At 67.6% G+C, this 18,713-nt stretch carries 16 protein-coding genes; 3 read left to right on the top strand and 13 right to left on the bottom strand.

Annotated features, from left to right (window positions below):
* Positions 1 to 207: 207 nt before the first annotated feature.
* Positions 208 to 1,161 (bottom strand): LysR substrate-binding domain-containing protein, encoded by a 954-nt coding sequence (locus CUJ89_RS03285; RefSeq protein WP_114176111.1) that lies wholly within the window; start codon positions 1,159 to 1,161, stop codon positions 208 to 210.
* Between the two features lie 230 nt (positions 1,162 to 1,391).
* Here CUJ89_RS03285 and purB point away from each other — a divergent pair, with 230 nt between their 5' ends.
* The gene (purB, locus tag CUJ89_RS03280) at positions 1,392 to 2,780 is read left to right on the top strand and encodes an adenylosuccinate lyase (protein WP_114176110.1); all 1,389 of its coding nucleotides are present in this window, start codon (positions 1,392 to 1,394) and stop codon (positions 2,778 to 2,780) included.
* A gap of 68 nt (positions 2,781 to 2,848) precedes the next feature.
* On the opposite strand, the gene CUJ89_RS03275 is transcribed toward purB, so the two are convergent.
* Positions 2,849 to 4,270, bottom strand: a complete 1,422-nt coding sequence (locus CUJ89_RS03275) for an NAD(P)/FAD-dependent oxidoreductase (protein WP_114176109.1) — start codon at positions 4,268 to 4,270, stop codon at positions 2,849 to 2,851.
* Between the two features lie 275 nt (positions 4,271 to 4,545).
* Between CUJ89_RS03275 and CUJ89_RS03270 the strand changes: the two genes are divergently transcribed.
* Positions 4,546 to 5,193 carry a TetR/AcrR family transcriptional regulator gene (locus CUJ89_RS03270; RefSeq protein WP_114176108.1) on the top strand — a complete coding sequence of 216 codons (648 nt, stop codon included), beginning with the start codon at positions 4,546 to 4,548 and terminating at the stop codon, positions 5,191 to 5,193.
* A 72-nt stretch (positions 5,194 to 5,265) separates the two neighbouring features.
* On the opposite strand, the gene CUJ89_RS03265 is transcribed toward CUJ89_RS03270, so the two are convergent.
* From CUJ89_RS03265 to edd, 4 genes are all read right to left on the bottom strand, one after another.
* Positions 5,266 to 5,769, bottom strand: coding sequence for a gluconokinase (locus CUJ89_RS03265; RefSeq protein WP_114176107.1), 504 nt, complete (start codon positions 5,767 to 5,769; stop codon positions 5,266 to 5,268).
* Positions 5,770 to 5,782: 13 nt separating this feature from the next.
* Complete coding sequence (locus CUJ89_RS03260; protein WP_114176106.1) at positions 5,783 to 7,144, bottom strand: GntP family permease; 1,362 nt, start codon at positions 7,142 to 7,144, stop codon at positions 5,783 to 5,785.
* A gap of 223 nt (positions 7,145 to 7,367) precedes the next feature.
* Positions 7,368 to 7,994, bottom strand: coding sequence for a bifunctional 4-hydroxy-2-oxoglutarate aldolase/2-dehydro-3-deoxy-phosphogluconate aldolase (gene eda, locus CUJ89_RS03250; RefSeq protein WP_114176105.1), 627 nt, complete (start codon positions 7,992 to 7,994; stop codon positions 7,368 to 7,370).
* 19 nt (positions 7,995 to 8,013) lie between these two features.
* Positions 8,014 to 9,870 (bottom strand): phosphogluconate dehydratase, encoded by a 1,857-nt coding sequence (edd, locus tag CUJ89_RS03245; RefSeq protein WP_114176104.1) that lies wholly within the window; start codon positions 9,868 to 9,870, stop codon positions 8,014 to 8,016.
* Between the two features lie 294 nt (positions 9,871 to 10,164).
* Between edd and CUJ89_RS03235 the strand changes: the two genes are divergently transcribed.
* On the top strand, positions 10,165 to 11,013 hold the full coding sequence (locus CUJ89_RS03235; protein WP_027783542.1) for a MurR/RpiR family transcriptional regulator: 849 nt from the start codon (positions 10,165 to 10,167) through the stop codon (positions 11,011 to 11,013).
* Between the two features lie 117 nt (positions 11,014 to 11,130).
* Here CUJ89_RS03235 and CUJ89_RS03230 read toward each other — a convergent pair whose 3' ends face one another.
* The 7 genes from CUJ89_RS03230 to CUJ89_RS03200 all read right to left on the bottom strand — a co-directional run bounded on the left by CUJ89_RS03230 (position 11,131) and on the right by CUJ89_RS03200 (position 18,706).
* A complete protein-coding gene (locus CUJ89_RS03230) occupies positions 11,131 to 11,553 on the bottom strand; it encodes a CopD family protein (RefSeq protein WP_114176103.1) in 423 nt (140 codons plus the stop codon).
* 17 nt (positions 11,554 to 11,570) lie between these two features.
* Entirely contained in the window at positions 11,571 to 12,842 is a 1,272-nt protein-coding gene (locus tag CUJ89_RS03225; RefSeq protein ID WP_114176102.1) for a glutamate-5-semialdehyde dehydrogenase, read from the bottom strand.
* A gap of 164 nt (positions 12,843 to 13,006) precedes the next feature.
* The gene (gene holA / locus CUJ89_RS03220) at positions 13,007 to 14,101 is read right to left on the bottom strand and encodes a DNA polymerase III subunit delta (protein WP_114176101.1); all 1,095 of its coding nucleotides are present in this window, start codon (positions 14,099 to 14,101) and stop codon (positions 13,007 to 13,009) included.
* Positions 14,102 to 14,119: 18 nt separating this feature from the next.
* Complete coding sequence (gene lptE, locus CUJ89_RS03215; RefSeq protein WP_114176100.1) at positions 14,120 to 14,671, bottom strand: LPS assembly lipoprotein LptE; 552 nt, start codon at positions 14,669 to 14,671, stop codon at positions 14,120 to 14,122.
* Positions 14,672 to 14,709: 38 nt separating this feature from the next.
* Complete coding sequence (gene leuS / locus CUJ89_RS03210) at positions 14,710 to 17,304, bottom strand: leucine--tRNA ligase (protein ID WP_114176099.1); 2,595 nt, start codon at positions 17,302 to 17,304, stop codon at positions 14,710 to 14,712.
* A 250-nt stretch (positions 17,305 to 17,554) separates the two neighbouring features.
* On the bottom strand, positions 17,555 to 18,013 hold the full coding sequence (locus tag CUJ89_RS03205) for an ExbD/TolR family protein (protein ID WP_114176098.1): 459 nt from the start codon (positions 18,011 to 18,013) through the stop codon (positions 17,555 to 17,557).
* A gap of 24 nt (positions 18,014 to 18,037) precedes the next feature.
* Complete coding sequence (locus tag CUJ89_RS03200) at positions 18,038 to 18,706, bottom strand: MotA/TolQ/ExbB proton channel family protein (RefSeq protein ID WP_114176097.1); 669 nt, start codon at positions 18,704 to 18,706, stop codon at positions 18,038 to 18,040.
* Between the last annotated feature and the right edge of the window lie 7 nt (positions 18,707 to 18,713).

Genomic DNA, 18,713 nt, shown 5'->3' with positions numbered 1-18,713 from the left:
CCAATGCCGTTTGCTTATTCGATTATGCGTTTCTTGCATGATCGCGATTTTTCGCAAATCTGCGGTCGATTTGCGCAAGAACGGCCGCGATCGGTCGTGCATCGCCTCCGCGAAAAATCGTGTTGCCCGCGCGCGGGCAGGCCGCCGGAAGCCGTCCGACAGGCGCCGCAAGCTCGCCGTCAGCCGGCCGCGATCATCGTTGCGCAGTCAACCGTCCGTATCGCGCAGTTCGTCGCGCACGACGTCCCACAGCGCACGCACGAGCTTCTGCCGCGGATCGTCGCCCTGCAGCGCGAGCTTGTCGCAGTACAGCCGGATCTCCATCGTCAGCGTGAACGGATGCGCGCCGCCGCGCGCCGACCGGTCGAGCCGGATCAGGCGGCCGCCCGCGACCGCATCCTCGACCGCGCTGTGCGGCAGGAACGCGACGCCGTGGCCCGCGAGCGCCATCGCCTTCAGCCCTTCGGCCATGTCGGTTTCATACACGCGATCGAGGAACAGCGGCGTCGGCGCGTTCGCGACGATGACTTCGGTCATCCGGCCGAGATACGCGTTCGGCGTATACGACAGGTACGGCACGCGCGCGTCGGCCGTGCCGGGCAGCGTATAGCGCGGCCGGCCCGCGCGGCCGGGCGCCGAGAACGCACTGATCGGCTCGCTGCCGAGGATCAGCATGTCGTAGCGCGCCGGGTCGAGCGCGACCGGATGACTCGGGTGGTGGTAGCCCATCACGAGATCGCAGCCGCCCTCGACGAGCGACAGCACGGCGTCGTGCACGTTCAGCGCGCGCAGCCGCGTGTGGACCTGGCCCATCTTCGCCTCGATCCGCTGCAGCCAGCGCGGGAAATACGTGAGCGACAGCGTGTGCGGCACCGCGAACTCGATCGTCGGCACCAGCGCGCCGACGTGGCCGCGCAGCAGCGTTCTCGCCTCGTGCGCCTGCGACAGCATCGTCAGCGCCTGTTCGTAGAAGATCTGCCCGGCCTGCGTGAGCCGCGTCGGATAAACCGAACGATCGATCAGTTCGGTCGCGAGCCATGCCTCCAGCGCCTGGATGCGCCGCGAAAACGCGGGCTGCGACACGTGCCGCAGTTCGGCGGACCGACTAAAGCTGCGCGTTTCCGCGAGCGAGACGAAGTCTTCGAGCCATTTCAGTTCCATGCAGGCGGGCGCGGCGGGCGGCGATCGGGAAGGAGCCTGCATTCTACCGGCGGGCGGGCCCGGCCGGCGGCGTTGCGAGCGGCCCGGCGACCCGCTGCGGACGGGCGCCGGCGCGGCGTTTGCACGCGGCGGCGCCCGCCGGCCGAGCGCGACCGGGATCGCCCCGCGCCAATGGTAAAATACCGGATTCTCCTCCCCTCGCTCGCCCCGGCTCCAAGGCCCGCCCGATCATGTCCGACACTCGTCCCGATACGCTTTTCGCCCTCACCGCGCTCTCGCCCATCGACGGCCGCTACGCCAGCAAGACCGAAGCGCTGCGCGACTGGCTCTCCGAAGCCGCCTTCATGCGCCACCGCGTCACCGTCGAGGTGCACTGGCTGATCGCGCTGTCGCGCGCCGGCTTCGCGGAAGTCCCGCGCTTCTCCGACGCCGCCGAGCAGTTCCTGCTGCAGCTCGCCGAGCGCTTCACCGCGCACGACGCCGCCCGCATCAAGGAAATCGAGCGCGTGACGAACCACGACGTGAAGGCCGTCGAATACTGGCTGAAGGAATCGGTGAAGGGCCAGGCCGAACTCGAGAAGGCCAGCGAATTCATCCACTTCGCGTGCACGTCCGAGGACATCAACAACACGTCGCACGGGATGATGCTCGCCGGCGCGCGCGAACACGTGATCGTGCCGGCGCTGCGCACGGTCCACCAGCGCCTCGTCGCGCTCTCGCACGCGCTCGCCGACCAGCCGATGCTGTCGCGCACGCACGGCCAGCCGGCCAGCCCGACGACGCTCGGCAAGGAACTCGCGAACGTCGCCGCGCGCCTCGCGCGTGCAATCGCGCGCATCGAGAAGGTCGAGATCCTCGGCAAGATGAACGGCGCGGTCGGCAACTTCAACGCGCATCTTTCCGCGTATCCGGAATTCGACTGGGAAGCGTTCTCGCGCGACGTGATCGAAAACCGCCTGAAGCTCACGTTCAACCCGTACACGATCCAGATCGAGCCGCACGACTACATGGCCGAGCTGTTCGACGCGGTCGCGCGCGCGAACACGATCCTGCTCGACCTCGACCGCGACGTGTGGGGCTACATCTCGGTCGGCTACTTCAAGCAGAAGACGAAGGCCGGCGAAATCGGCTCGTCGACGATGCCGCACAAGGTCAACCCGATCGATTTCGAGAACTCGGAAGGCAACCTCGGCCTCGCGAACGCGACGCTGCGCCACCTCGCCGACAAGCTGCCGGTGTCGCGCTGGCAGCGCGACCTGACCGACTCGACGGTGCTGCGCAACATGGGCGTCGCGCTCGGCTACTCGCTGCTCGCGTACGACTCGCTGATCCGCGGCCTCGACAAGCTCGAAGTGAACCCGCAGCGCCTGAACGAAGATCTCGACAACTGCTGGGAAGTGCTCGCCGAGCCGGTGCAGACGGTGATGCGCCGCTTCGGCATCGAGAACCCGTACGAGCAGCTGAAGGAACTGACGCGCGGCAAGGGCATCACGCGCGAAGCGCTGCAGCAGTTCGTCGGCACGCTCGCGATCCCGCAGGATGCGAAGGACCGCCTGCTCGCGATGACGCCTGCGTCGTACATCGGCAAGGCCGTCGAACTCGCGAAGCGGATCGCGTAAGCGCTCGTCGCCAGACGTACAAAAGCCCGATGCGAGCAATCGCATCGGGCTTTTTCCTTTTCAGACGCTCAGAACGAGATCATCCGGCCCGGGTTGAGCGCGCTCATCACGCTCATCGCGGCCTTCGCGGCCGGGATTGCGATCGGCGACAACTGCCGGCCGAGCGGAATCGCGCGGTGATCGATGCCGGTCAGCATCGAGAAATCGTCGTTGCGTCCGACGAAATCGTCGCAGATCGCCTTGCCGATCCGCACCGTCTGCGCGACGCCGTGGCCGCTCCAGCCCTGCACCATGTACATCGGCACGCGACCGTCGGTCTTGCGGCTGTCGGTGGCGCCGTTCAGCGTGAAGTCGCTGACGCCGCTCCAGCAGTAGTCGAGCGCGAACTGGCCGTCGACCTGCGGAAACACCGTGTTCAACCGTGTCAGCAGATACGCGTTGACGTCGGGCTGCGCCCAGCAGCTGCCGGTGCCCTGCCCGCCGAACAGCAGGCGGTTGCCGCGCACCGGCCGGTAGTAATCGATCTGGAACTGCGTGTCGTACACGGGCATGCCGGCCGGCATCAGCGTCGCAACGTCGACGTCGAGCGGCGCCGTCACGCTCACGTACGTGAAAAACGGCACGGTCGTCGCGGCGCCGTCGTCGAGCAGCCGGAACGTCGTGTTGTGCAGCGCAAGCACGACGCCCTTGCGCGCGGTGATCGTGCCGCCCGGCGTCGTCGCGACGACGCCTGCCGGCGTGTCGTCGAGCTCGAGCACCTCGGTGCCCTCGAACAGCGCGCCGCCGTTCAGCCGGAAGCCGTGCACGAGGCCGCGCACGAGCGCGAGCGGATGGATCTGCCCGCCGATCGCGTCGATCGCCGCACCGTGGTACAGCCCCGAGCGCACGTATTCGTCGTGCAGTTGATGGCGGCCGACGAGCGTCACGCCCGTGTCGCCGAGGTGACGGCGCGCATCCGCACCGTCGAGCAGTGCGCTCATGTGGCCGGGGTGGACCGCCGCCGTGATGTGGCCGCGCTTGCGGTCGAGATCGAGCGCGTAACGCGCGCCGATCGCGTCGATCAGCTCCATCGATTCGGCCGATGCGAAGCGCCACAGCCGCTTCGCATCGTCGTGCGACAGGTGGTCGATCATGTCGGCGGCTTCCCAGCGCGCGATGCCGGGCGTGAGCTGCCCGCCGTTGCGGCCCGATGCGGCCGAGCCGACGTGATGCTTGTCGACGAGGATCGTGTCGACGCCCGCTTCCGCGAGATGCAGCGCGGCCGACGCGCCGAGCAGCCCCGCGCCGATCACGAGCACGTCGCACACGGCGTCGTGCGCGAGCGGCGCGCTGTTTGCGTGGCGCGACAGCGACGCCTCGTACCAGTTGGCCGGGTGTTCGCCGTCATGGCGGGCCGGGTCGCACCAGTTCCAGTTGTCTTTTTCGATGTTCAGTTGCGTTTGCGCGAAACGCGATTCGCCCTGGATCAGGGGTTGGTGATTGGAAGTCATGATTGCACTTGCATGGTCTTGGGCCGCCTGTCGATGAGCCTTCTGGCTTCGCGGGTGGGGCAGCCGGTTCCACTTGGGTGTCAACGAGAAAAGAGGCGCGATGGCCCGTGTTGACGGCTGGCACGCTCGTGCCGCCTGGATCCCGGACTGTGCAAAAGCACGTATTGAAAGGTGCCGGGACACCCAATTTCTACACCGCAGAAATAATTCTACAGTGTAGAATAAGCTTTCGTCAAGTTTACAGCCGGGCCGGCACCGGCCGCCAGGCCGCATCGATGAAAGACAAACCTGCCCAGGGCCCGCGCGGCCTCGACAAGGACGCGATCGTCGCGGCAGCGCTCGCGCTGCTCGAAGACGTCGGCGAAGCCGCATTCAGCGTGCGCAAGCTCGCACAATCGGTCGGCTGCGATCCGATGAGCGTGCTGTACCACTTCAAGTCGAAGGACGGCCTGAGCCGCGCGATCGCGAACGCGCTGTCGCGCTCGCTCGTGCCGGTCGACGACGCGCTGCCGTGGCGCGAACGGCTGCGCGACCTCGCGCGCCAGTACCGCGCGCTCGCGCTGCGCCACCCTGCCGCGTTCGCGCTCCTGCAGCGCCACATGAGTACGGGGCCGGCCGATCTCGCGCACATCGAGGCCGTGCATCGCGCGCTGGCCGACGCCGGCATCCCGCGCGCGGCGCTGCCGGCCGTGTGCGTCGGCTGGTATGCGAGCGTGATCGGGCTTGCCGCCGCCGAGGCCGGCGGCCTCACGCGCGCCGCGAACGACGTCGAGCTCGCGGAGATGAACGCGCTGTCCAACACCGAGCATCCGCTCGTCAAATCGGCCGCTCTGCTCTACGCGCAACTCGATCCGGCGGCCGTGCACGACACGATGCTCGACGTGCTGCTCGACGGCATCGCGGCGCGCGCGCCCGCAGCCTGACCGGCTTGCGGGCCGCAAACGAAAATGGCGCCCTTCGGGCGCCATTTTCATGACGATTGCGGCGAACCGCACTCAGTGCTGCTGCGCGTTGCCGATCTTCACCATCACCTGATCGACGATCTGCTCGGGCGTCAGCTCGATGCTGACCACGATCGCTTCGTCCGGGCCCGGCTCCTCGAGCGTCTCGAGCTGGCTTTTCAGCAGCGACGGATCGAAGAAGTGGCCGGTGCGGGTCTTCAGGCGTTCGTGCAACACGTCGAACGAACCCTGCAGATACACGAACCGCACGTCGGTGTCGGTGCCGCGCAGCACGTCGCGGTACGACCGCTTCAGCGACGAGCAGGTGAACACGGCCGTCTCGCCCGCGTGCCGCTTTTCCTCGATGGCCGCGCGGATCGCGCGCAGCCACGGCCAGCGGTCGTCGTCGGTCAGCGGAATGCCGTGGTGCATCTTTTCCTTGTTCGCCGCGCTGTGAAACGCGTCGCCGTCGGTATAGCTGCACGACAGGCGTTCCGCCAGCATTTCGCCGATTCGCGACTTGCCCGCGCCCGACACGCCCATTGCGATCAGAATCATTGACTACCCCTTGTTACAAAACCATGCTCAGCAGCAACGTGAAGCCCAGGCCGAGCACCGAGATGATGGTTTCGAGCAACGACCAGGTCTTGAACGTCTGACCGACCGTCATCCCGAAGTATTCCTTGATCAGCCAGAAACCGCCGTCGTTCACGTGCGAGAAGATCAGCGAGCCCGAGCCCGTTGCGAGCACCAGCAACTCCGGGCTGACGGTCGTGCCGGCCGCCGCCGCGATCGGCGCGACGATCCCGCAGGCCGTCGTCATCGCGACCGTCGCCGAACCCGTCGCGAGACGCATCAGCGCCGCGACGAACCAGCCGAGCAGCAGCGGCGACAGGTGCGCGTGCTTCGCGGTCTCGACGATCTGCTGCGAGATCCCGCTGTCGCGCAGGACACCGCCGAAGCCGCCGCCCGCGCCGACGATCAGCGTGATCCCGGCGATCGGCGCCAGGCACTCGCCGCAGAACTTCTGGATCTGGTCGCGGTTGAAGCCCTGCAGCTTGCCGAACGTGAAGAAGCTCACGAGCACGGCGATCAGCAGCGCGACGTCCGAGTTGCCGGCAAAGCGCAGCAGGTTGTTCGGCAGCGACTTCGGTGCGAACAGCAGGTCGGCCCAGCTGCCGACGAGCATCAGCGCGACGGGCAGCAGGATCGTGAACAGCGTGATGCCGAAGCTCGGCAGTTCGCGCTTGCGGCCGTCCGTGTGCGAATCGACGAACTGCGCGGCGAGCGGGTTGCTTTCCGGCAGCTTCACGAACTTCGAGATCGTCAGCGCAAACAGCGGGCCCGCGATGATCGCGGTCGGCACGCCGACGATCAGGCCGAACGCGATCGTCTTGCCGATATCGGCGCCGTATTGCTGGACGGCCAGCAGCGCGGCCGGGTGCGGCGGGATCAGCCCGTGCACGACGGACAGGCCGGCCACCATCGGCAGGCCGACGACGAGCAGCGACTTGCCGGTGCGCTTCGCGACGTTGAACGCGATCGGGATCAGCAGCACGAAGCCGACTTCGAAGAACACCGGCAGGCCGACGATGATCGCGACGAACATCATCGCCCAGTGGATGTTCTTTTCACCGAACCAGTCGATCAGCGTGGTCGCGATCCGTTCGGCGCCGCCCGATTCGGCCATCATCTTGCCGAGCATCGTGCCGAGGCCGACGACGATCGCGATGTGACCGAGCGTGCCGCCGGTGCCTGCCTCGAACGACTTGACGATCTTGTCCATCGGCATGCCGACGACGAGACCGAGGCCGAGCGAAACGATGATCAGCACCAGGAACGGGTAGATCTTGAAGCGCGCGATCATCAGGATCAGCGCGGCAATCGCGACCAGCGTGAATACGAGCAGCATGCTGCCTTGGACAGCCCCCATGTGGCACTCCTCCTTGAATTGTTCGAACCGGGCGAGTTGTTGCGAGTATGCCCGGCTATGCAGGTCTCCGAAACACGGGAGGTCCCCCACCCGCCGTCAGGACGCTGAATTTTACTTATCTTTGCGGCCCGCGGATAGAACCGGTTCCATCAGCAAAAACCCTCGGTAAAACAAGCACTAAGCGCCTGTCACCCGAGGGTCAAACCATCATTTCGTACAAGTCTTAGCGGGGAAGCTGGCTCGCGGCTTGCGCGAGGCGCGTGACTTCGGCCCAGTCCTGCGCGGCGAGCGCGGCCTTCGGCGTGAGCCACGAGCCGCCGACGCACACGACGTTCGGCAGCTTCAGGAAATTCGGCGCGCTCTCGACCGTGATGCCGCCCGTCGGGCAGAACTTCAGCGCCGGGAACGGGCCGTGGAACGCCTGCAGCATCGGCACGCCGCCCGCCTGCTGCGCGGGGAAGAATTTCACGATCTCGTAGCCGAGTTCGAGTGCCTGGATGATGTCGCTCGGCGTCATCACGCCCGGCAGCAGCGGCAGGCCCGCGTCGAGCGAAGCGAGGTGCAGGTCCTTCGTCAGGCCCGGCGACACGCCGAACTTCGCGCCCGCGCGCTTCGCCTGCGCGCAATGCTCGGGCTTCGTGATCGTGCCGACGCCGACGACGATGTCGTCCGCGAGCTGGCTTGCGCGCTGGATCGCCTCCAGGCCGGCCGGCGTGCGCAGCGTGATCTCGAGCACCTTCACGCCGCCCGCGTGCAATGCGCGCGACACGTGTTCGCCCTGCTCGACCGAGTCGAATGCGAGCACCGGAATGACCGGGCCCAGCTTCACGATTTCACCAATCGTCTTCATCGATAACACTCCTTGAAATTCATGCGACGACGTGGACGGCCGTTTCGCCGACCAGCGTCCCGAAAACCGATGCGCCCTGCTCGGCCGGCGCCGCGGCCGCGCGGAACACGCCGAACAGTTCGCGCCCGAAACCGACCTCGTTGTCGGCCTGGTGCAGCGGCTGCGCGACCGGGCGCGCATGCCACTCGGCCTCGTCGACCTCGATGTCGAGCACGCCGGCTTCCGCGTCGATCACGAGCGTATCGCCCGTCTTCACCTTGCCGAGCGGGCCGGCCAGCAGCGCTTCCGGCGACACGTGGATCACGGCCGGCACCTTGCCCGATGCGCCCGACATGCGGCCGTCGGTAACCAGCGCGACGTGGAAGCCCTGATCCTGCAGCACGCCGAGCAGCGGCGTCAAACGGTGCAGCTCGGGCATCCCGTTCGCGCGCGCGCCCTGGAAGCGCACGACCGCGACGAAATCGCGCTTCAGCTCGCCGCGATCGAACGCCGCCTGCACGGCTTCCTGCGAATCGAACACGATCGCGGGCGCCGTCACCTTGCGGTGCTCGGGCGCGACCGCCGAGATCTTGATCACGCCGCGGCCGAGCCGGCCCTGCATCAGGCGCAGGCCGCCGTCCGGCTGGAACGGCTCGCGAATGCCGCGCAGCACCTTCGTGTCGTGGCTTTCCGCCGCGCCGTCGACCCACGTCAGCTTGCCGTCGATCAGCTTCGGCTCCTTCGTGTAGTGCGACAGCCCCTTGCCGGCGACCGTCGTCACGTCCTCGTGCAGCAGCCCGCCTTCGAGCAGGTTGCGCACCAGGAACGCGACGCCGCCCGCCGCGTGGAAATGGTTCACGTCGGCCTTGCCGTTCGGGTAGATCTTCGCGAGCAGCGGCACGACCGCCGACAGCTCGTCGAAATCGTTCCAGTCGATCAGGATGCCGGCCGCGCGCGCGATCGCGACGAGGTGCAGCGTATGGTTGGTCGAGCCGCCCGTCGCGAGCAGCGCGACGATCCCGTTGACGATCGCCTTCTCGTCGATCACATGGCCGATCGGCGTGTAGTGGCCTCGCTCGACGGTCAGGTCGAGCACGCGGCGCGCGGCCTCGGCCGTCAGCGCAGTGCGCAGCGGCGTATGCGGATGGACGAATGCCGAACCGGGCAGGTGCAGCCCCATCAGCTCCATCAGCATCTGGTTGCTGTTCGCGGTGCCGTAGAACGTGCAGGTGCCGTGGCCGTGATACGCGGCCGATTCGGCTTCGAGCAGCGCGTCGCGGCCGACCTGGCCGGTCGCGAACTGCTGGCGGATCTTCGCCTTGTCGTCGTTCGACAGGCCGCTCGTCATCGGGCCGGCCGGCACGAAGATCGTCGGCAGGTGGCCGAACTGCAGCGCACCGATCAGGAGACCCGGCACGATCTTGTCGCAGATGCCGAGGCACAGCGCCGCGTCGAACATGTTGTGCGTGAGCGCGATCGCCGTGCCCATCGCGATCGCTTCGCGAGAGAACAGCGACAGCTCCATCCCCGGGTTGCCCTGCGTGACGCCGTCGCACATCGCCGGCACGCCGCCCGCGAACTGCGCGACCCCGCCGTTCTCGCGCGCGGCGACCTTGATGACCTCGGGGAAATCCTTGTACGGCGCATGCGCGGACAGCATCTCGTTGTACGAGGACACGATGCCGATGTTCGGCTCGCGGATCGTCTTGATCGCGAACTTGTCGCTGCCCTCGAGGCCCGCGAAGCCGTGCGCGAGGTTCGCGCACGATAGCGCGCCGCGCGCCGGGAACTTGCCCTGCGCGCCGTCGATGCGCTGCAGATAGGCGGAACGGGTCGATTGGCTGCGGGCGATCACGCGTTCGGTGACCTTCGCCAGAGTGGGGTGCAGCGACGTCATGCTGGGCGCTCCTGTATGCCGGCCGACACCGGCGGTTGGAATCGTGGGGACGGTCGACTGCGTCGACAGAACGAAGTCAGTCTAGTAGAAAAACTACAAGCACGCAATGCGGATTGATTCGCGCGCAACCCTTATTCCCGCTACCAGTAAGGCTTTCATCAGTGAAAACCCTAATTCCCACCATCGGGACATATGCGGAATGTCACTTATAGGGCTAGCATTTCCATGTAGATTTTCTACAATTCGATTGCGATACACTCGCCCATCCGAACCTGATTTCTATCCGCCGCCCTCATGCTGCCTCGCATCGAAGCCATCCGCGCCGAACTGCGCCCGTCCGAGCGCAAGCTTGCGGACTACATCCTCGCCGCGCCGCGCGAGGTGCTCGACCTCGCGATGACCGAGCTGTCGACGCGCGCGGGCGTCAGCCAGCCGACGATCGCGCGCTTCTGCCAGGCGCTCGGCTGCAGCGGCTTTCGCGAATTCAAGATCCGGCTCGCGCAGAGCGTCGCGCCGGGCGTGTCGTCGGTGTATCGCGACGTCGAGCCCGACGAACCGGCGCCCGGCATCATCGGAAAGGTCTTCGACCGCACCATCGGCGCGCTGATCGAAGTGCGCAACAGCCTGTCCGCGGGCAGCGTCGCCGATGCGATCGCGCTGCTGTCGAACGCGTCGCGGATCGAGTTCTACGGCGCCGGAGGATCGGGCATCGCCGCGCAGGACATCCAGCACAAGTTCTTTCGGCTCGGCGTGCCGAGCGTCGCGTATTCGGATCCGCACACGTTCTCGATGTCGTCGGCGCTGCTCGGGCCGCACGACGTCGTCGTTGCGATCTCGAATACCGGCCGCACGCGCGACATCGTCGACGCCGCGCGCTCCGCGCTCGCGTGCGGCGCGAAGGTCGTCGCGATCACGCAGAGCCATTCGCCGCTCGCGAAGCTCGCGACGGTGAGCCTCGCGTCGAACGTCGCCGAGGAAACGGACGTGTTCTCGCCGATGACGTCGCGGATGTCGCATCTCGCGATCGGCGACATCCTCGCGGTCGGCGTCGCGCTGTCGCGCGGCCCCGCGCTGATGGAACGGGTCGGCCGCGCGAAGGAAGCGATCACGCGCCGCCGGATCGACGACGGCACGAAAGACTAGGCAACGCCGCGCATCAGTGCGTCAGTGCGTCAGCGCGTAAACGACAAACGGCGCCCCGAAGGGCGCCGTTACGCATGCGCAGCCAAAAACCGCCGGCAGCCGCGCCGGCCGCGCCGCTCAGAACGGCTTGATCACGACCAGCGCGACCGCCGCGAGCATGCCGAGCACCGGCAGCTCGTTGAACACGCGATACCACTTGTCGGTGCGGTGGTTCTCGCCGCGCTCGAACACCCGCAGCAGGTGCCCGCAGTACGCGTGATAGATGACAAGCAGCAGCACGACCGTCACCTTCGCATGGATCCAGCCCTGCCCCTGCCCGATGCCGATCACGAGCCAGAGCCACAGCCCGCAGGCCAGCGCCGGCACCGCGATCATCGTCATGAAGCGAAACAGCTTGCGCGCCATCAGCAGCAGGCGCCGCACGGCGGCCGGATCGGTCTCCATGGCCAGGTTCACGTAGATGCGCGGCAGGTAGAAAAGCCCCGCGAACCACGCGGCGATCAGAACGATGTGGAACGTCTTGACCCATAGCATTGCCATCGATTGTGCGCCTCGCTTTACTGGCGGCCTTCGCCGTGTCCGAGCACGACGTACTTCAGCGACGTCAGCCCTTCCAGGCCGACGGGGCCGCGTGCGTGCAGCTTGTCGTTCGAGATGCCGATTTCCGCGCCGAGGCCGAATTCGAAGCCGTCCGCGAAGCGGGTCGACGCGTTGACCATCACGCTCGCCGAATCGACCTCGCGCAGGAAACGCATCGCGCGGTCGTGATCCTCGGTGACGATCGCATCGGTGTGATGCGAGCCGTAATGGTTGATGTGCTCGATCGCGGCGTCGAGGCCGTCGACGACCTTGATCGCGAGCACCGGCGCGAGATATTCGGTGTGCCAGTCTTCCTCGGTCGCATCGACGAGCGGACCGACGCCCGCATCGGCAAGCACCGCGCGCGCGGCCGCATCGACGCGCAGTTCGACCTGCTTGTCGCGATACAGCTTGCCGAGCGGCGGCAGCAGCTTCGCCGCGACGCCGCTCGCGACGAGCAGCGTCTCCATCGTGTTGCAGGTACCGTAGCGGTGCGTCTTCGCGTTGTCGCAGACGGTGAGCGCGCGGTCGAGATCGGCGCGATCGTCGACATACACGTGGCAGATGCCGTCGAGGTGCTTGATCATCGGCACGCGCGCCTCGTTGATCAGGCGTTCGATCAGGCTCTTGCCGCCGCGCGGCACGATCACGTCGACGTATTCGGTCATCGTGATCAGCTTGCCGACCGCCGCGCGATCGGCCGTCGCGACGACCTGCACCGCGTCCTGCGGCAGGCCGGCCGCCGCGAGCCCTTCGCCGATCAGCTTCGCGAGCGCCGTGTTCGATTCGAGCGCTTCGGAGCCGCCGCGCAGGATCGTCGCGTTGCCCGACTTCAGGCACAGCGCGGCCGCGTCGATCGTCACGTTCGGGCGCGACTCGTAGATGATGCCGATCACGCCGAGCGGCACGCGCATCTGGCCGACCTGGATCCCGCTCGGGCGGTACTTGAGGTTGCCGATCTCGCCGATCGGATCGGCCAGCGACGCGACCTGGCGCAGGCCCTCGATCATCGTATTCAACGCCTTGTCCGACAGCGTCAGGCGGTCGACGAACGCCGCATCGAGCCCCTTTTCACGGGCGCGGGCGACATCGCGCGCGTTCGCATCCTTCAGCGCCTGCGCGTCGCGTTCGATCGCGCGGGCCACGGCGTCGAGCGCCGCGTTCTTCGCGGCCGTACTGGCGCGCGCCATCGCGCGGGAAGCGTGCCGGGCGCGACGGCCCAGGTCGGTCATGTACTGATCGATATCCATCGTGTGACTCGAGAAGCGAGCCGCGCTGGGCGGCATGAATTCGTGGGGAAGCGTGGGGCGGCCATCCGTGGGGCAGCCACCCGTGCGCGGCGGCCAGAGGGCCGCACCGGCTATCGAAGCATTGTAAGCGGGTTGCGCAGCGCGCGCTGAAGGCCCGGAGGGACTTAACGCCGCACGCGACCCGCGGTCGGCGGTCGCTCGCCACGGGCGCCCGCCACCGTCATCGCGAGCTGGAACAGCCCGTCCCACGGATCGGGCGGCGGTTCGTCCTGCGTGCGGCGGCCCGGCACGACGGCCGTGAGCCCCTTGACCTGCCGGTCGAGCTTCGCGGCAAACGCGAGCGCCTTCTCGAGCACGGGTTCCGACACGCGGTTCAGCGCGGGGCCGATCAGCCGCTCGCGCGGGCCCCACACGCGGTTCTCGCGCAGCAGCGTCGCCAGCGGCTTGCCGGCGTTCGCGCCGCGCTTGATCCGCAACAGCGTGCGCAATTCCTCGACGACGGCCCACATCACGAGCACGATCGCCTCGCCCTCGCCCTTCAGCCCGTCGATCATCCGCGCGAGCCGCGCGGCGTCGCCGGCGAGCATCGCTTCGTTCAGCTTGAACACGTCGTAGCGCGCCACGTTCAGCACCGCGTCGTGCACCTGCTCGAACGACAGCGCGCCCTGCGGATACAGCAGCCCGAGCTTCTGGATTTCCTGGTGCGCGGCGAGCAGGTTGCCTTCGACACGCTCGGCGATGAACTGCAGCGCGCGCCGCCCGTCGTCACCGGCCGCGGCGCGCTGGCCCTGCATCGCGAGACGCTGGCCGATCCAGTTCGGCAATTGCGCGCGGTCGACCGGATCGATCTTCAGCGCGACGCCGCCGTTCTGCAGCGCGGTAAACCATGCGGATTTCTGCGTTGCCGCGTCGAGGCGCGGCAACGTGACGAGCATCAGCGCATCGGGGTTGGGGGTGGCCGCGAGCGTCTTCAGCGCGTCGGCGCCTTCCTTGCCGGGTTTGCCCGACGGAATGCGCAGCTCGATGAGCTGGCGCTCGCCGAACAGCGACATTGCCTGGGTCGCGCCGAGCAGCACGCTCCAGTCGAAGCCGCGCTCGACCGTATGCACCGAACGCTCGGTGAAGCCGGCCGCACGCGCAGCCGCACGAATGCGGTCGCACGCTTCCTGCGCGAGCAGCGGCTCGTCGCCGTAGACGGTATAGAGCCCGGCCAACCCCTTCGCGAGGTGCGGCTCCAGCGCATCAAGTCGCAATTGCATCGGTGCGTGCGCCGTCGATCAGAGCGGCGGCGGCGGCAGCGGCGCGCGCGGCGCGACGCCCGGCACCACGTCCTCCGGCGCCGGCGTCAGCGAGTGGACGATCGCGAGACGCCGCATCAGCTGGTCGACCGCGTCGTTCTGCATGTCGCCGTACAGGATGTCGGCTTCCTGCGCCTTCGCGTTCGTGTACTGGTCGCTGTACGTCATCGCGCGATTCAGCGCGATCGCGCTCGGCGGGATCAGCACGGTGCCGTCCTTGCTCGTCAGCGTGTAGTTCAGCGTATAGAACAGCGCGTATTCCTGCGCCGAGCCGTACTTGTTGAGCGTCAGCGTGTTCTGGCCACGCGACTCCCACATACGCAGCACGGCGTCGGCGTCGTCCGCCGACTTGACGATCTTCGTGTCGCTGCCGGCCTCGACGAGGCGCGTGAGCCGCGCCTCGACGGGCGCGGGCGCACCGGCCACCAGCAGGTGCTTGAACGCGTAGTCCTGCTGGCCGCGCAACTGGAAGCCGCATCCCGACAGCGCGACCGCGCTGCCGACGAGCATCAAAAACGATCTGCGGATCACCTTTGCTCCTTCTGTGTACGTCCGACGGCCGGCGGCCGTCAGACGACGATGTTCACGAGGCGGCCCGGCACGACGACGATCTTCTTCGCCGGCTTGCCGTCGCTGAACTTCGCGAACGCGTCATCGGCCACCGCCGCGGCTTCGATCGCCTCGCGGCTCGCGTCCTTCGCGATCTTCAGCGCGCCGCGCACCTTGCCGTTCACCTGCAGCACGAGCTCGATCTCGGCCTGCTCGAGCGCGGCCTCGTCGACCTTCGGCCACGGCGCATCGAGCAGCGGCCCGAATTCGTCCGCGTAGCCGAGCGCCTTCCACAGCTCGAACGTGACGTGCGGCACGACCGGGTACAGCACGCGCAGCAGCACGCCGTACACCTCGCGCAGCACGCCGGGCGTCGCGCCCTTCGCGCCGTCGATCGCGTTCAGCATCTTCATCGCGGCCGATACGACCGTGTTGTACTGCAGGCGCTGGTAGTCGAAATCGGCCTGCTTCAGCACGCTGTAGATCTCGCGGCGCAGCGCCTTGTCGGCTTCGCCGAGCGCGGCCGCGTCGAAGCCCGCGCGCGCGGCGAGCGCTTCGCGGTTCGCGTAGCCGAAGCTCCACACGCGGCGCAGGAAGCGGCTCGCGCCCTCGACGCCCGCGCCCGACCACTCGAGCTGCTGCTCGGGCGGCGCGGCGAACATCGTGAAGAGACGCGCGGTATCGGCGCCGTGCAGGTCGATCAGCACCTGCGGATCGACGCCGTTGTTCTTCGACTTCGACATCTTCTCGATACCGCCGAGCACGACCGGCTGGCCGTCGGTGTTCAGCGTCGCGCCGACCGGGCGGCCCTTGTCGTCGTGCGTGACCGTCACGTCGGCCGGGTTGTACCAGGTCTTCTTGCCCGATGCGTCTTCGCGGTAGAACGTTTCGTTCAGCACCATCCCCTGCGTGAGCAGGTTCTTCGCCGGCTCGCCGAACTTCACGAGGCCGAGATCGCGCATCACCTTGGTCCAGAAGCGCGAATACAGCAGGTGCAGGATCGCGTGCTCGATGCCGCCGATGTATTGATCCATCGGCATCCAGTAGTCGGTGCGCGCGTCGACCATGGTCTCGGCGTCCGGCGCCGTATAGCGCGAGAAGTACCACGACGAATCGACGAAGGTATCCATCGTGTCGGTTTCGCGCTTCGCGGCCGCGCCGCACTTCGGGCACGCGCAGTTCAGGAACGCTTCCGACTTCGCGAGCGGGTTGCCCGAGCCGTCCGGCACGAGGTCTTCCGGCAGCACGACGGGCAGATCCTGCTCGGGCACCGGCACGTCGCCGCACGACGGGCAGTGGATAATCGGGATCGGCGTGCCCCAGTAGCGCTGGCGCGACACGCCCCAGTCGCGCAGGCGCCACGTGACCTGCTTGTCGCCGAAGCCGCCGGCGTTCAGGTCGGCGGCAACCGCGTCGACCGCGTCCGCGTAGCGCAGGCCGTCGTACTTGCCGCTGTTGACGCAGGCCGCGGCTTCCTTGTCGCCGTACCACTCCTGCCATGCGTCGAGCGAATAAGCCTGGCCTTCGGCCGAGATCACCTGCTTGATCGGCAGGTCGTACTTCTTCGCGAACGCGAAGTCGCGCTCGTCGTGGCCCGGCACGCCCATCACCGCGCCTTCGCCATAGCTCATCAGCACGTAGTTGCCGATCCACACCTCGACCGGCTCGCCGGTCAGCGGGTGCGCGACCGAGAAGCCCGTCGCGACGCCCTTCTTCTCCATCGTCGCGACGTCAGCCTCGGCGACGCCGCCGCGCTTGCATTCGTCGATGAACGCCAGCAGCTCGGGCTTGTCCTGCGCGAGGCGCGTGGCGAGCGGGTGCTCGGCCGCGACCGCGCAGAACGTGACGCCCATGATCGTGTCGGCGCGCGTCGTGAACACGCGCAGCAGCTTCTTCTCGCCGTCGAGTTCGTACGGGAAGCCGAAGTTCACGCCGAAGCTCTTGCCGATCCAGTTCTGCTGCATGATCTTCACGCGCTCGGGCCAGCCGAGGCCCTCGAGATCGTTCAGCAGCTCATCCGCGTACTGCGTGATCCGCAGGTAGTACATCGGGATCTCGCGCTTCTCGACGAGCGCGCCCGAACGCCAGCCGCGGCCGTCGATCACCTGCTCGTTCGCGAGCACGGTCTGGTCGACCGGGTCCCAGTTCACGGTGCCCGTCTTCTTGTACGCGATGCCCTTCTCGAGCATCTTCAGGAACAGCCACTGGTTCCACTTGTAATAGTCGGGCTTGCACGTCGCGATCTCGCGCGACCAGTCGATCGCGAGACCCATCGACTGCATCTGGCCCTTCATGTAGTCGATGTTGTCGTAGGTCCACTTCGCGGGCGGCACGCCGTTCGCCATCGCGGCGTTCTCGGCCGGCATCCCGAACGCGTCCCAGCCCATCGGCATCAGCGTGTTGTAGCCGTTCATCCGCAGATAGCGGTACATCACGTCGTTGATCGTGTAATTGCGCACGTGACCCATGTGCAGCTTGCCGGACGGGTACGGCAGCATCGACACGCAGTAGAACTTCGGCTTCTGCGAATCTTCCTTCGTCTTGTAGGCATCGGCTGCGCGCCAGTCGCCCTGGGCGGCGGCTTCGACGTCGGCGGGTACGTATCTCTCGTGCATGGTGTGGTTCGGACTAGGCTTTAAGCAACGCGACGGCTCGCGCGCAGGAGTGGATCGAAATCGCGCTTGCCCGGCGCAGCAACAGGCTGGCCGTTTCCAGGCCCGACCGCGATTGCCGGATGGACCCGGAACGCCCGGACAAGCTCCGGATGACCAGGGAAACCCTGTCGACCGGGCAAAACGTCGATTATACCGCCCGCGCCGGCCCGCACGGCCGGTCTCGCGGGCCCGGGCCCGCAACAACGGCGTGTCAGGGCTTCGCGCCGGCGGCGGCCGGCGCGGCAGCGCCCGCCTGCGACGGCATGTCGGTCACGAAGCCGATCCGCGTGAGGCCCGCGGCCTGCGCGGCGCCCATCACCTGCGCGATCACGTCGTAGCGGGTCGCGCGCGACGCGCGCAGCCGCAGCTCGGGCGGCGCGCCGCTCGCGGCGGCGGCCCGGAAGCGCCGGGGCAGCGCGTCGAGCGCCACGGGTGCGTCGTCCCAGTACAGCTTGCCCGCATCGTCGATCGACAGCGTGATGGACTGCGGCATGTCGCGCGCGACGCTGGCCGCGACCTTCGGCAGGTCGAGCCGGATCGCGTGCGTCATCAGCGGCGCGGTAATGATGAAAATGACGAGCAGCACGAGCATCACGTCGATCAGCGGCGTCATGTTGATCTCCGCCATCGGCGCGGACGTCTTGTGGTGCTCGAGCCCGCCGAATGCCATGTTCGTTCCTCCCGGACGCGCCCGTCAGGCGCCCTGCGCGCACACGAACACGTGCAGGTCGCGCGCGAAGCCGTCGAGTTCCTCGGCGAGCTGTCGCACGAGCCGCCCGAGGATGTTGTAGGCCAGCACCGCGGGAATCGCGACGACGAGCCCGAACGCGGTCATGATCAACGCCTCGCCGACCGGCCCCGCGACGTTCTCGATCTGCGCCTGCCCGCTCGCGGCGATGCTGCCGAGCGCGTGGTAGATGCCCCACACGGTGCCGAGCAGCCCGACGAACGGCGCGGTGCTGCCGATCGACGCGAGCAGCACCTGGCCGAATTCGAGACGCCGCTGCGAGCGCAGCATCGCGTGACGCAACGCGCGCAGCACGCGTTCGTTGCGCTCGACGCGCGCGGCCAGCGCAGCCGGGTCGTGGTCGTCGGCCGCGTCGCGCGCGGCTTCGGCGAGCGGCACGAATACGCGCTCGCGATCGGCGCCGGCGAGCGCGGCGATGCCCGCGTCGAGCGACGGCGCGCGCCAGAACGCGGCGAGCGCGCGCGGCCCCTGCCGCTTCGCACGGACCAGCAGCCAGGCTTTCATGAAGAGGAAGCACCAGCTGGCGACGGACATCGCCAGCAGCACATAGGCGACGGCATGCGTGATCGCATCGCCGCTTTCGAGGTAGTGGACAACGCCGGTGGGAATCGCCATCGGAGTT

This window comes from Burkholderia pyrrocinia (assembly GCF_003330765.1).
Lineage (GTDB): Bacteria > Pseudomonadota > Gammaproteobacteria > Burkholderiales > Burkholderiaceae > Burkholderia > Burkholderia pyrrocinia_B.
The sequence above is the reverse complement of the archived record's forward strand: the minus strand, read 5'-3'. Positions and strand labels throughout refer to the sequence as shown.

Coding starts and splice junctions, on each gene's coding strand:
- CUJ89_RS03285 (WP_114176111.1), bottom strand. CDS start 1,161: ATGGAACTGAAATGGCTCGAAGACTTCGTCTCGCTCGCGGAAACGCGC.
- purB (WP_114176110.1), top strand. CDS start 1,392: ATGTCCGACACTCGTCCCGATACGCTTTTCGCCCTCACCGCGCTCTCG.
- CUJ89_RS03275 (WP_114176109.1), bottom strand. CDS start 4,270: ATGACTTCCAATCACCAACCCCTGATCCAGGGCGAATCGCGTTTCGCG.
- CUJ89_RS03270 (WP_114176108.1), top strand. CDS start 4,546: ATGAAAGACAAACCTGCCCAGGGCCCGCGCGGCCTCGACAAGGACGCG.
- CUJ89_RS03265 (WP_114176107.1), bottom strand. CDS start 5,769: ATGATTCTGATCGCAATGGGCGTGTCGGGCGCGGGCAAGTCGCGAATC.
- CUJ89_RS03260 (WP_114176106.1), bottom strand. CDS start 7,144: ATGGGGGCTGTCCAAGGCAGCATGCTGCTCGTATTCACGCTGGTCGCG.
- eda (WP_114176105.1), bottom strand. CDS start 7,994: ATGAAGACGATTGGTGAAATCGTGAAGCTGGGCCCGGTCATTCCGGTG.
- edd (WP_114176104.1), bottom strand. CDS start 9,870: ATGACGTCGCTGCACCCCACTCTGGCGAAGGTCACCGAACGCGTGATC.
- CUJ89_RS03235 (WP_027783542.1), top strand. CDS start 10,165: ATGCTGCCTCGCATCGAAGCCATCCGCGCCGAACTGCGCCCGTCCGAG.
- CUJ89_RS03230 (WP_114176103.1), bottom strand. CDS start 11,553: ATGGCAATGCTATGGGTCAAGACGTTCCACATCGTTCTGATCGCCGCG.
- CUJ89_RS03225 (WP_114176102.1), bottom strand. CDS start 12,842: ATGGATATCGATCAGTACATGACCGACCTGGGCCGTCGCGCCCGGCAC.
- holA (WP_114176101.1), bottom strand. CDS start 14,101: ATGCAATTGCGACTTGATGCGCTGGAGCCGCACCTCGCGAAGGGGTTG.
- leuS (WP_114176099.1), bottom strand. CDS start 17,304: ATGCACGAGAGATACGTACCCGCCGACGTCGAAGCCGCCGCCCAGGGC.
- CUJ89_RS03205 (WP_114176098.1), bottom strand. CDS start 18,013: ATGGCATTCGGCGGGCTCGAGCACCACAAGACGTCCGCGCCGATGGCG.
- CUJ89_RS03200 (WP_114176097.1), bottom strand. CDS start 18,706: ATGGCGATTCCCACCGGCGTTGTCCACTACCTCGAAAGCGGCGATGCG.